Source organism: Psychrobacter sp. T6-5 (assembly GCF_052258485.2).
Lineage (GTDB): Bacteria > Pseudomonadota > Gammaproteobacteria > Pseudomonadales > Moraxellaceae > Psychrobacter.
In genome coordinates, this window is the sequence record NZ_JBQQEY020000001.1 from 2,347,280 (window position 1) to 2,360,367 (window position 13,088).

Below are 13,088 nucleotides of genomic sequence, written 5' to 3' on the forward strand. Positions count from 1 at the left end.
AGTAGCTATGTTGCTTATGCAATCACATTCTGCATTTGCAGCACCTGTGATAATTGATACTATCAATAACACTGCAGATGCGCGCTATACTATTAACGACACACAAACCACTTTGAGCGTGGCATCAAATACCGTCCAACTACAAACTGTCAATGCTGACCAATACAGTATATCTTTTGACGCTGGCAGCAAACAAACTGTAATGGCAGGTAGCAAAGTTACTTGGAAAAACACCATCACCAACACAGGCTATGATGCGGTTACTATTAACCTAAATTTTAACTACCCAAGCAGCCTATCGAACTTTGAAGTCTATCAAGACCTTAATAAAAACGGCATTATTGATGCAAGTGACCGCCTTATCACAGGTCTTGACCAAATCAAATTGGGACAAAGTGAGCGTCTTGATTTAATCATTCAAGCCGTCACCAATAGCAATGCCAGTGATGGTAGCAGCACCGACATTAAAGTTGGCGCAACAGTATTAGAAGACAGCTCAGTAACCGCCTCAGTAAAAGATAGCTTCGTCATTGTTGCCCCAGGCGTAAACTTTACCACCCCAGATTTTTTATCTGACAAAAGCAGCACACAAATCAATGATAATGTATATCTTGAAGCTGGTTACGCGCAATGTAATGTGCAGGCGGATAAGCCTGATCAAATTTGGGTGACCATCACCTCACCTACTACGGGCGACACTTATTCATTGAAAGGTATTGAGACGGGCAATAATACCGGCAAATACCGTCTGTCAGCACCGACCGAAAAAAATGCCAATGCTATCAGAGACAGCATTATCCAAACGATGACTGGCGATACATTACAAGCTAAATTGGTTGCGTGTATCGATCCGTCTGTCGGTTTAGATGAGACGCCGAGCAAAAGCGACTTTACCACCAATATCAGTGGTTACAGCAGCGAGATTAGTATTGTCGATAACAACCCAAGCCTACAAGTCAAAAAAGAAGGCGATCTCAAATCGGCAGCGCTTGGTGACTATGTCAATTACACTATTAATATTACCAATAATGGCGCAGCTACCGCTTATGACGTACAACTAAAGGATGCCCTACCGCGCGGCTTTGAATATGTGAAAGGCAGTGTACGCTATGTGGATAACGATTTGCTTATCAATAGCATGCAAACCACAGAATTTCAGGCAGAAGGCAAGTACCAAGTGCTGCACTTGGGAGACTTACCTCAAGGCACGAGCAGAGAGATTACCTATCGCGTTTTGATTGGGTCATCAGCGCTGGGTGGCGATGGAGTCAACCGTGCTGTTGCCACCACGCGCATGAATAACAACCAAATCCTAAGCTCAAGAGAGGCGCAATGGCATGTCGATGTCGATCGCGGCGTAATGAATACCGACGGTATCATCATTGGTAAACTATATCATGACATCAACCGCGACGGCATCCAGCAAAAAGATGATGGCGAGCTAGGTGTGGCAGGCGTACGCATTTACATGGAAAACGGTAACTTCATTGTGACCGATCCTGAAGGTAAATATAACTTCTATGGTGTCAGCGCCAAAACTCATGTGCTCAAAGTCGACCGTACAACACTACCTGTTGGTACACATCTGATTACCCAAAGCAGTCGTAATACTGGTGACGCAGGCAGCCGCTTTGTCGATTTAAAATATGGTGAGCTACATCGTGCTGATTTTGCTATCGTTGGCGGCATGGGCGACAGCACAGAACTTTTAAACCAGAATCTTCTTGCACGTAGCAAGCAAGTTGATGCCAAAAACGATGCCTTAGAGCAGGCGATTAAGCGTGATCTGACCCTAGAGCCAGACTACAACCGCGACTATAACGATAATATTGATGCTAGTGGCTGCAAATCTAACGATGACCTAGATAGTGGCTTAAATTGCGATTCAGCCATCGTAGCAGATACTAACAGCACCACACCGCGTATAAAAATGAGTGTGAGCACCATCACGCCACCAAAAGCCATCGAGCTTGAAGAATACCTCAAAAAAGTACCTAATAACGAGGTCTTATTTCTCAATCTACAATCCGGACAACAGCTGGCTACTTATAAGCAGTTGGTACAAGTTCAGGCACCGCTTGGGGGTCGCTTCACACTTTACGTCAATGGCAAGGCCATATCTGATAGTCAAATTGGTAAGACCGCTGAGCAAGAAAAACAGCAAGTCACGGCTTTCGACTATTACGCCGTGGCCCTCGACCGTGGCCGCAATACTTTGCGCGGCGTCGCAACCGATGTCACAGGTAGCATTATTTCCGAACAAAGTATCGAGGTGATTGCCCCTGATAGTCTGCAACGCATTGACTATCGTACCCAAGACATCTTTGTCGAGGCTGATGGCTTCAGCGAATATCAAGTGGTCATTAGCCTAAAAGATTTGGGTAACCTACCCTTTATTGCCGATACCCCCATCACTTTAGATACCAATATCGGTCGTATCAATTTACCCGACACCAACAAAGACCAAGCAGGCATACAAGTAACCGTCAGTGGCGGCGAGCTGCTCATTCCTATCACTGCGCCAACAGCACCTGGCAAAGGGGAGCTGGTCATCAACACTGGAAACAATAAGCAAGTAATTCCACTACAGTTTACGGCTAAGCTGCGTCCACTCATTGCTGTGGGTATCGTCGAAGGTGCTATCTCCCTCAAAGACTTTGATGGTAGCAGTATTACGGATGCTCAAGGTGCCTTTGAACAAGAGCTGAATGATTTTGCCGGTAACGATGACTATACAGCATCTGGTCGTGCGGCGATGTTCTTGAAAGGCAAAGTACGTGGCGACTATTTGCTGACGCTGGCTTATGACAGTGACAAAAAAGGTGAGCGATTATTCCGTGATATCGAGCCTGGCGAATACTATCCTGTCTATGGTGACTCATCGGCTAAGGGCTTTGATGCGCAATCAACCAGTAAGCTCTATGTCCGTCTAGACAAAGGCCGCTCGTTTGCTATGTATGGCGATCTAAAAACACAAATTGACAATGATGAAGGCATCAAACTGGGTCAGTACAACCGTACGTTGACTGGTCTAAAAGCGCAATTTGAAGATAACAATACTCGCGTAACTGCATTTTTAGCAGAGACCAGCACTAGTCAGCGCGTTAATGAGACTCGCGGCTTAGGTATTTCAGGTCCCTACCCACTGGCGGAGAACTTTGACGCGGTACTAGAAAATTCTGAAATCGTCGAAGTTATCACTCGTGATGCCAATAATCCCGGTCTTATCATCAGCCGTGAGACGCTAACTCGTTTTGCTGATTATGAGATAGACCCGATTAGCCGCAGCTTATTTTTAAAATCGCCGATTGCGAGTCAAGATCTCGAAGGCAATCCTATCTACATTCGTGTCACAGTAGAAGTCGACGAAGGTGGTGAGGACTATCTGGTTGGTGGTATCGCTGCCAAACAGCAACTGACTAATAAAGTCTCTATCGGTGGTAGCTACATCAATAGCGACGACCCACTGAACAAAGAAGAGCTGGCTAGTGTCAATAGCGTTATCAAGTTCAACGATAAGCTAAAGCTGGTCGCTGAATATGCGATGAGCAAAGCTGATAACCCGAATTTTCAGCCAAGTAATCAGATCAACACCACAGAATTAGACGATAACAATGTTGAGGGTAATGCCTTACGTGTCGAGCTTGACTTTGATAATAAGAAAGACACGCGTGCCAAGGCTTATTACAATGATGCAGATGAAGGATTTGTCACTGGTGCGTCACCGCTTACTGCTGGGCGTACGGAGTCTGGCGTAGAAGTCATCCATACATTCAACGACAAAAAAACAGCGTTGAAATTAGAAGGTGTACGTACTAAGGATCATACTACTGACGCGAGTCGTGAAGGCGTACAAGCCAGTATCGAGCAACGTTTGAGTGAAAACGTCGTTGGTGAAATCGGTGTGCGTTACTACAAACAAGATGCCACTGCTGCCTCACGCAATAACCAAGCAGCCACAGATGTGGTAGATGTTACTGATGACACGCTGTTCAATGACGACATTATCAACCAATCAGCGTTGAATGGCGTTAGTGATGCGGACAAAGATATCGAAGGCACAACGGTTCGTGCCCGTATTACCTCTCGCCTGCCAAAGCTAAATAATAGCTTGGTATTTGCAGAGTATGAGCAAGATATTGAGAATAGTTCACGTAACGCGACGTCCATCGGTGGTGAGACGCCAATCGGTGGCTTGGGTCGTCTGTATGCACGTCATGATTTGATCAATAGCTTGTCTGGTAGCTATGGTCTTGATGATACTGATGAGCGTCAACGTACCGTTGTTGGCTTTGACGCCAATTATATGAAAGACGGTAAAGTATATAGCGAATACCGCATGCGTGACGCGATCAGTGCGCGTGAAGCGGAAGCCGCTATCGGTCTAAAAAACAAGTGGTATGTACAAGAAGGCCTGACTCTAAACACGTTGCTTGAGCGCGTTGAGTCATTAGAAGGCGCAGAGAACAACACCGCCACTGCGGCAGGTTTTGGCGTTGAGTATCTTGCCAAAGAAAACTACAAAGCATCAGGACGTGTTGAGAAACGTTGGGGCGAAACAAGCGACACTTTACTGGGTAGCGCAGGTATTGCCTATCGTTATACCGATGAGATTACCTTATTGGCCAAAGATACCTATTCGCGCATCGACTATAATGATGGTGATCGCACGATTAATCGTTTCCAACTTGGTGCCGCTTATCGTGATTACGACAGCAATCAACTAGACATGCTTGCAAAGCTTGAGTATCGTTTGGATGACAATAACACGGGTGATGATACTTATCAAAAAGACACCACCGTTTGGTCATGGAATGGTAACTACCATCCAACGCGTGCCTTAACCTTGTCTGGTCGCTATGCGGGTAAGTATACAGAATATGAAGCAGACAATATTACCAGTGACAACACTGCTCACGCTGTTTATGGTCGCGGTCTCTACGACATTAGCGAACGTTGGGATGTTGGCTTGCAAGCGGGTACTTACTGGAATAAGCAAGCAGATGATCTGTCTTATATGTTAGGTGCTGAAGTGGGCTATAGCCCAATGACCAACCTTTGGTTGTCACTTGGCTACAATTTTATGGGCTTTGAAGATGAAGACATCGCCTACGACGACAGTACTCAAGAAGGGGCTTACTTTAGATTGCGCTTTAAGTTTGATGAAAATCTATTCAAGCGTGAAGACCCACGTAAGAACAAGCGTTTAAACAGTGACTCTACGCAAGTTAATACGACTACCTTGTAAGCCAATGATAGCGTCTTAACTCCTGTCTAATGGCAATATAATCAGCGATTAGACAGGAGTCGCAGAGTCAGCCCTAATAATGGTAAATACCCACACTCATTACCTTCAGATAAGGTTTGCATCATGTTTAAAGCTGCCATTAAAACCACTGCTTATAAACAACCAGTACATACTGCACTCTCGGCACTGTTACTTTTGAGTGTCGTATCCCTTGCTTCAGCACAAGATAGCATCGCTAACAACACGGCTCAAATCGTTGATGCGAATAGTGTTGTAGACTGTCGTAATGATATTCAGACTCAAGCGCCTTCTTATAAATATCAAAGCACACAGCAACGTGTACTCAACTGTATGGTAGAGCAACTACAGCCCTATCAGCAAAAAGACAAAACCGCTCATCAGCAGTACCTCGCTTACAAAGCACAAGCATGGCTTACTTATGCTATTCATCAAGACAGTATAAATAGCCGCTCAGCTGAGGGCCCATTAGCAGTAGAAATGGCTGAGAATATATTACAGCCACTAAAAAATAATACAGCACAAAACATCAAACTACAGCAAGACATCCCTACTACTTCTGCTCTAATGCGACCTGATCTATGGGCAACGCTGAGTGCGCTAAAAGACAGCGATGGTATAGAGTCAGCGCCACGTGAAATGGCATTTAGTGAAGTGGCGTTAATTTGGGCAGCAACCAATCAATGTAAGCGAGGGTGGCGTGAATCAGGCATACATTTTCGTATGGCAGAGCGCTGGCTTGAGCAAGCACGCGAAGCTTATGTGAATGCTCATGATTCACAGACTAACGTGGCTTTAGAACAATCTATCGTCAGCTACTACAAGCAGTATGCGCCTTTAGATGCCAGTGATGATATCTGCCGCGGACAAGATCTAACACCAAATAATTAAAGCGCCTTACTAAATGATGGAGGTAAAAAAGCCGACAGATTTGTCGGCTTTTTTGTGTCTACTATGAATAGAATTAGCGGTTTTTACGTGGTAGTTTTTCTGGTAGATAGCAGCGTAAGTACGCGATAAATGCTGTATTTGCTTCTTGAATATAGTCTTCAGTGATATTCTGATGACGACGATAAGACAAGGTAAATATCGCATTAACAATGCTATAAGCAATCAATAACGTGTTTTGGATATCCTCAAAATTTGGCATCTCATAACGCTCTGATAAACGCTTATAGACCAAGTCAACAATTTGATGGTCCATATCTTCGCCAAATTCATCACCTTCAAAATCAGGCGTATTGGTGTCATAAATGAGTTTGGCTTTGGTCTCATCGTTGTGGAATATCGTCACGCATTGATCAATCAGCGCGGTTAGATATCCTTGCCATCTATCATAGTTACCGATATCAACGGTTTCTACCATCTCTAATATTTCAATCGCATTCAAAAAACGCAATGCTAAAAATATTGCTTCAATGTTAGGGAAGAAATGATAAGCAGAAGCTCTTGGTATGCCTGCTTCTTCACACACAGCCGCCAAAGTAATATCATTGATGGCTTGTGTTTCACTCAACTTTTTGGCACCAGCCAAAAGTTTTTGACGACGTGCGCGGCCCTGCTGACTGGTAAATTTAAACTTGTTTGGTACAAGTTTTTTTGCCAATTCCGAGTCTACCAACACATCTTCAATTTTTTCGTCTTTGTTATCACTCATTATAAGTCTCTTAATGTTACGCCCTATTTTATAAATATAATCTTCATCGAATAGTATTTATCCTAAATGACCGGATTACGAGCTATCGACTGCAATACAAAGCCAATATTATCGCTACTAACCTCAATGAGGAGGCATCATAAACGCTTGTACACTATCAAGCAAGGGACATGAATGGGTTAAAAGTTAATGTATCGATTAACACTCTACTAGAGTTAACTATCTAATTTTATGAAGTTAATCATTCAGTTTAATTTTCGCTCTTATAATACCATGATCAGTCACCCTATCAGAATAATCCCACTTAAGATGGTCATTGAAATAATCAACTCTTTCGACCTGACCGAGCGAAAACTTACTATCAGGTAAGAACTCTTCTGAGACAAACAACTGATCGATCACTTCTGGCATACCTTGATGAATATGGGTGTAAGCCACATCTTTCATCCAACCATAGCGAGCTTGAATACGAGCGGCGTCAAAAAGTGCGACATCACGCATACTTTTATCATAATTAACCTCGCCAGTCTCAGTCATCAGCTGGGTCGTTACGCTACCAGTCACATCATTCATGTCGCCAAGCAGTATCAATGGCTCACGCGTGTGATGCAAACGTTCCATAATTGACATACGAATAGATGCCGCCTCTGCAGCACGCATGCACAAACTACGAAGCTTGGCACGAATACGGATATTTGGATCATCCATGTCTTCTAATAGGTGACCATTTTCGTCACGTAAGAAAAACGCACGTTTACTTTTTAGATGCGCCGTGATGATCGTTATTGGTTGACCATATGCGTCAACACGCAATATCAAAGGTGGACGATTAAAATGCTGATGAGGCCCGATATCGGGGATATCAATCACAGCTTTTGGTGCAATCTCTTCTAATAAGGTCGTCTCTAACTGCTCAAATCGACTAATAATACCAACGGCTGGCGTATCCTGTGCGCCTCTACCTTGAGTATATGGGCTTGCAGTATCATTACTTGCAAGCGGAATGACCACCTGCTCTGGTTTGAATCCTAGTGAGACAGCTAGTGCTTCTAGTGCATTGCTATCCCATACTTCTTGTACGGCAATAATATCAGCGTGTGCTTTAGCCAGTAGGTCTGTCAGACCACTTAGCTTATGCTCATAGGCTCTATTGTCGTAAGCTGGGGCATTCTCATAATAAATGCGATTAGGGTTAGCAAAGTTCAATAAATTAGCTGTGGCAATATAAAACTGTTTACTACCGTCATTATTAGTCATAAGTCCCCTGTCATTCTTGTTTTTCTTATATTATATTATATTATATTCATACATATAGATTCATAGCAAATTTTATGCCAAAAAAAACTCCCAAAGTTTGACTTTGGAAGTTTTAAAATAACATAAATACTGCTGGTCAAAGCCATTAATAGAACCAATCGTACAATCAATCTATTTTCAGCAACGAAATAGTAATCTCTTGTCAGTTTTTTTAAAAGACCGATCGCCTATCAAACTGGCTATCTATTAAAGTCATTGAGTAAACAGTAGTCATATTCTTAACATCTAACTTTTTTGTAAAACACGTACTACGATACACGATGCCATGCATCACGTGATGCTAGACGCGCCTCATCCCACGCCAAACGAGAATCGCCTTTCACTTCATGCCATGAACGCTCTAAGTCAGCTTCATGATCTTCGAAACGTGCATCTACTGGATAGCGAGCGCGGTTTGCATAGCCTACCGCATACGCTGGGTGCATATCGCGATCAAAGTCATAATCTTCTCTATGATAGTCAGCGTTTGCATATTCTGCACGCCAGTAAGCTTCTTCGTGTGTTGGATCAATGGCTTCGGCTGCTGCATGACCTGCGCCGCCACCAACGATAGCACCAATAGCACCACCAATTAGTGTGCCTAATGGACCTGCCATTGTACCGATGGCTGCACCTGCTGCTGCACCGCCTACACCGCCAATACCTGTACCTACTGGATGTGAGCCTGGCTCACCCGTGATAATGTCTGCATTCAAATCTTCTTTTGTCTCTTTAGACATGTTTTTTACTTCACTGCGATCGATAGCGTCATGGTTACTCATAGTATTGTCCCTAAATTATTTATTATTTGTTGAATTACTTATTTGCTAAAAGATTAGCGATCTTGCTAAATCCAACTGAAGTATAGAAACTTATAGGTAGAGACAGATAGCCTGATTATGTAAACTGTGTCCGTATTACGATTGCATTGCGTTACAGCCTGTATCTTTATGACGACCATGTACGGTGCGCTCATACTTTGGGTAATCATAAGAGATTAGCACTGATAAATTTACTATAAAAATCAACCCTATATCTGCATTAATGACCTTGCAATGGCACGTTGCCATTTATCAAGGTGTTGCTCACGAACATCAATCGACATGCTTGGCTCAAAAGTACGATCCACTTGCCATGAGGCTTTCATGGTCGATTCATCATATAGCCCAGTTTTTAAACCAGCAAGTAGTGCTGCACCCTTTGCCGTAATTTCTGTATCTCTTGGACGTAGCACTGGAACATCTAGCAAATCTGCCTGAAACTGCATCAGCAAATCATTGTTTGCAGCGCCGCCATCTACTCTCAACTCAGTCAAGGGATGAGGGCTGTCTTTTTGCATGGCGATGAGCACATCATAAGTCTGATAGGCAACTGCTTCCAACGCAGCACGGGCAATATGGGCTTTGGTAGTACCGCGGCTCATGCCAGTGATGCTGGCACTGATATCGGAACGCCAGTAAGGCGCACCCAATCCAGTAAAAGCAGGTAATAGCACCACATCTTCGCTACTGTCTACTTGCCGAGCTAAATCTTCGACATCGCTACTTTGTTGAATCATACCTAAATTGTCACGTAGCCATTGAATGATAGCTCCTGCCATAAAAACGCTACCCTCCAAAGCATAGGTAACTTCTTTTTTGGGTGGCTGTAGCATTCGCTTACCTGACTGTACGATTTGATCAAATGATAAATTGTCTGGACGAGTTGGCGATATTTTTCGCTGCCATGCAATGGTGGTTAGCAGCTTGTGCTCGCTCAGTTTTGGCTGCTGACCAATATTCATCAGCATAAAGCACCCTGTGCCATAGGTGTTTTTGGCCATGCCAGCATCAAGACAGCCTTGACCAAAGAGCGCGGCTTGCTGATCGCCGAGCACCGCTTGAATGGGTATTTGCTTTGCAAATAGGCCTTTTTTGGTTTTGCCAAAATCACCGTCAGATGGCAGTACCTTAGGCAATATATTCATAGGAATGGCAAACCGATCGCAAAGCGTCTCTGACCATGCCAATTTATGAATATCAAATAGCAAAGTACGAGAAGCATTGGTCACGTCGATGACGTGCTCGCCGCCAGTTAACTTATAAATCAGCCAGCTATCAATGGTGCCAACGGCAACCTCACCTTTACTGGCACGTACGCTGAGTTTGGGATTATTTTCGAGCAGCCAAGCAATTTTACTGGCACTGAAGTACGGATCTAAGCGTAAACCTGTGATGCGTTGTACTTCCGCTGCCATATCATATTGAAGGTCATTGTTAACATCATTGTGATTGGTGCCTTGATTAGTATTTTGATTGGCACTTTTATTCATGCTGTTATCGGCGCTTTCAGCAGCGAGTGTCTTGCAATAGTTTGCCGTGCGTCTGTCTTGCCAAATAATAGCGGGTGCGAGCGGCTTTCCTGTTTGCTTGTCCCACATGACAATAGACTCACGCTGATTGGTAATCGCGATACTAGTGACATCAGTCGCAAGCAATCCTGCCTGATTGATAACATCATGCGCACAGCTGATCTGAGTTTGCCAGATTTGCTGTGCATCTTGCTCAACAAATCCCGCTTTTGGCGTTTGGAGCGTCGTTGGCTGTTGTGCCATTTTAATAGGGCGTGCATGATCATCGTATAATATAGCTCGACTTGATGTTGTCCCTTGATCTAACGCCAAAATATATCCTGCCATTACGCATACCCTCTACTGATATTGTTGGTTCTATTTGATGAAAACCAGTCGCCATTCATTATTTGCTGTTAATCAATCACTGTATATTTTATAAATGACTGGCTAAATTATTTAATGATAAAAATAAAAGCACGTTGATTTAAATTGGTTAGCTCTAAGCTATGATATTACTTATAAACGAATATTTAAAAAACAGCTCAAACCTCTATCATACCGCTAGGGATGACACAATAGAGAATAGCAGAATACTGAGCATTGACCCGTCACCATTGTGGCTCTACAGTGTACGCCTTATTTTGCACGATACGTTTTTAGCGCTTTCGTATTAGCAAGCATTTTGATATTTCAGTACAAATATTTTATTTCAGCATCATTTATTCGCTTACTAGCAAATCGTTTATAATAGTATGACCGCTTTATATTTTGAGCAATAAAATCTATTGATGCTGTCCGTTATTTTATAATACCTTACATTCTAATTAATGGCTTATGTGACTTATGAAATTCACTTTATCAGCGCTACCGACTGCTATGATGACAGTTGCACTCATGAGCGGCCCTATAGTGACTTATGCGAGTACGGGCTCAGATAATATAGAATCATCAGATGACATGACACCGGTGACTGTGACAAAAATTGTAGATGCCGATGGTCAGATTAATAATCAGACAGCTCAGACAGCAATGGCACCTAGTCATACATTAGCAGAGACTCATGCTGAGCACAGCGCATTAGATACCCTTATCGATCCAATCACACACAAGGCCGTGGATAATAGCTATCCATTAGAAGTCTCTAGCTTTTTGAGCCTAGAACAAGCGCAAAAGATTTTGGTTCAAGTCTCGCCCAAAATGGCGGCCAATCAAGCAGCCATCGCTGCCAGCGAATACCAAACTGACGCCCTCAGAACTATCGACAACCCCCTCGTATTTGCGCGCGTCTCTGCCAGTGCATACCATCTGGATGAGGATATAGATTTATCGTCTCTCAGAAACGGTATCGTCAACGAAGTAAATCATACTGTCGATAATGCGGTTCCTCCGATTGCAGACCTGCCAGATTTACCAAACTTTGGGGAGTTGGTCGGTGAGCGAATTCCAGACTCTTATAATGTTAAGCGCTCAGGATCGACAACGGGCGCAGGTCTTGGAGTCGTTTGGCCTATTTATACCGCTGGGCGTACGGATGCATTGACTGGCGCCTCAGAGGCACGCACCCAAGAAGCGGTCGCCGATAGCATCCTTGATAAAAACGAGCTCTATAATACGTTAATTGAACGGTATTTTAAGGCCCAATTGGCGATCATTGCTGCTTACTTACGTGAGGATGCTTACGATACCTTGCAGCAAACGGATCATATGGCAGAACGCTTGTTTGAAGAAGGCTTTATTTCGCGCGTCGATAGACTAGAAGCACAGTCTGCGCTTGCTGATGCCAAAAGCGAATCCGTCAATGCCAATAATGATGCGCGCTTAGCTATGATTGCGCTACAGCGATTGTTACGTACTGATTACCGTATTAAGCCGACGACGCCATTATTTGTCTCTAGCCGCCCCCTACCAGACGTTAGCTATTTTCAGGATTTGGCACTGAATAATCATCCAGGATTACAAAAGGTCGCCGCCAAACGCGCGCAGGCTCAGCAGTTGCATGCATTATCAGATACTGGCTACAAGCCGACAGTCTTGCTATATGGTTATAGTCAGCTCGAAAAAGACCCAAGCTGGGTCGCTGGTATCTCTGCCAGTTGGAAGCTATGGGGCGGACTTGATAAAACCGCATCATTGGCATCAAGCAATGCTCAAATACGTCAGGCAGATCTTTCTGAGATTGAAGTCAGCGACAATCTGCTACTGCTGGTAGAAAAAAACTGGCACGATGTTAATAATGCTCAATCACGCTATCAAGCGCTACAAAGTAACGTTGATTTGGCTGCAGAAGTTTTAAGATTGCGCCGCTTAGGATTGCAAGAAGGCGTGAATACCACAGTCGATGTGGTACAAGCACAAACGCAATCGCTTAAAGCACGTACTGAGCAAGCGCAAGCTGCCAACAGTTATGTACAGTCATTGGCCGCACTCATGCAAAGCTGCGGTACGCCGCTTGCTTTCAACGCTTATCTTAATGCCGCTGATATCCAGCTGCCGACCTTGTACACTGAATGATGATTATATATGAAAGCTTATAAAGT

7 protein-coding genes are annotated in these 13,088 nt (G+C 43.8%); 3 read left to right on the forward strand and 4 right to left on the reverse strand.

Annotation, left to right across the window (positions count from 1 at the left end; translation table 11 throughout):
- Positions 1-16 precede the first annotated feature (16 nt).
- Together ACTXGK_RS24650 and ACTXGK_RS24655 are read left to right on the forward strand one after the other, a co-directional pair.
- Positions 17-5,248 carry a hypothetical protein gene (locus ACTXGK_RS24650; protein ID WP_443515154.1) on the forward strand — a complete coding sequence of 1,744 codons (5,232 nt, stop codon included), beginning with the start codon at positions 17-19 and terminating at the stop codon, positions 5,246-5,248.
- A gap of 123 nt (positions 5,249-5,371) precedes the next feature.
- The gene (locus ACTXGK_RS24655) at positions 5,372-6,157 is read left to right on the forward strand and encodes a hypothetical protein (RefSeq protein WP_443515152.1); all 786 of its coding nucleotides are present in this window, start codon (positions 5,372-5,374) and stop codon (positions 6,155-6,157) included.
- Between the two features lie 73 nt (positions 6,158-6,230).
- Here ACTXGK_RS24655 and ACTXGK_RS24660 read toward each other — a convergent pair whose 3' ends face one another.
- The 4 genes from ACTXGK_RS24660 to ACTXGK_RS24675 all read right to left on the reverse strand — a co-directional run bounded on the left by ACTXGK_RS24660 (position 6,231) and on the right by ACTXGK_RS24675 (position 10,896).
- Positions 6,231-6,923 carry a TetR/AcrR family transcriptional regulator gene (locus tag ACTXGK_RS24660; protein ID WP_058025302.1) on the reverse strand — a complete coding sequence of 231 codons (693 nt, stop codon included), beginning with the start codon at positions 6,921-6,923 and terminating at the stop codon, positions 6,231-6,233.
- Between the two features lie 237 nt (positions 6,924-7,160).
- Entirely contained in the window at positions 7,161-8,180 is a 1,020-nt protein-coding gene (locus tag ACTXGK_RS24665; protein WP_443515150.1) for an endonuclease/exonuclease/phosphatase family protein, read from the reverse strand.
- Between the two features lie 308 nt (positions 8,181-8,488).
- Positions 8,489-9,001 carry a hypothetical protein gene (locus ACTXGK_RS24670; protein WP_201599679.1) on the reverse strand — a complete coding sequence of 171 codons (513 nt, stop codon included), beginning with the start codon at positions 8,999-9,001 and terminating at the stop codon, positions 8,489-8,491.
- Positions 9,002-9,249: 248 nt separating this feature from the next.
- Positions 9,250-10,896, reverse strand: coding sequence for an FGGY family carbohydrate kinase (locus tag ACTXGK_RS24675; protein ID WP_443515148.1), 1,647 nt, complete (start codon positions 10,894-10,896; stop codon positions 9,250-9,252).
- Between the two features lie 498 nt (positions 10,897-11,394).
- Here ACTXGK_RS24675 and ACTXGK_RS24680 point away from each other — a divergent pair, with 498 nt between their 5' ends.
- Positions 11,395-13,062 (forward strand): TolC family protein, encoded by a 1,668-nt coding sequence (locus tag ACTXGK_RS24680; RefSeq protein ID WP_443515146.1) that lies wholly within the window; start codon positions 11,395-11,397, stop codon positions 13,060-13,062.
- Positions 13,063-13,088: the final 26 nt, after the last annotated feature.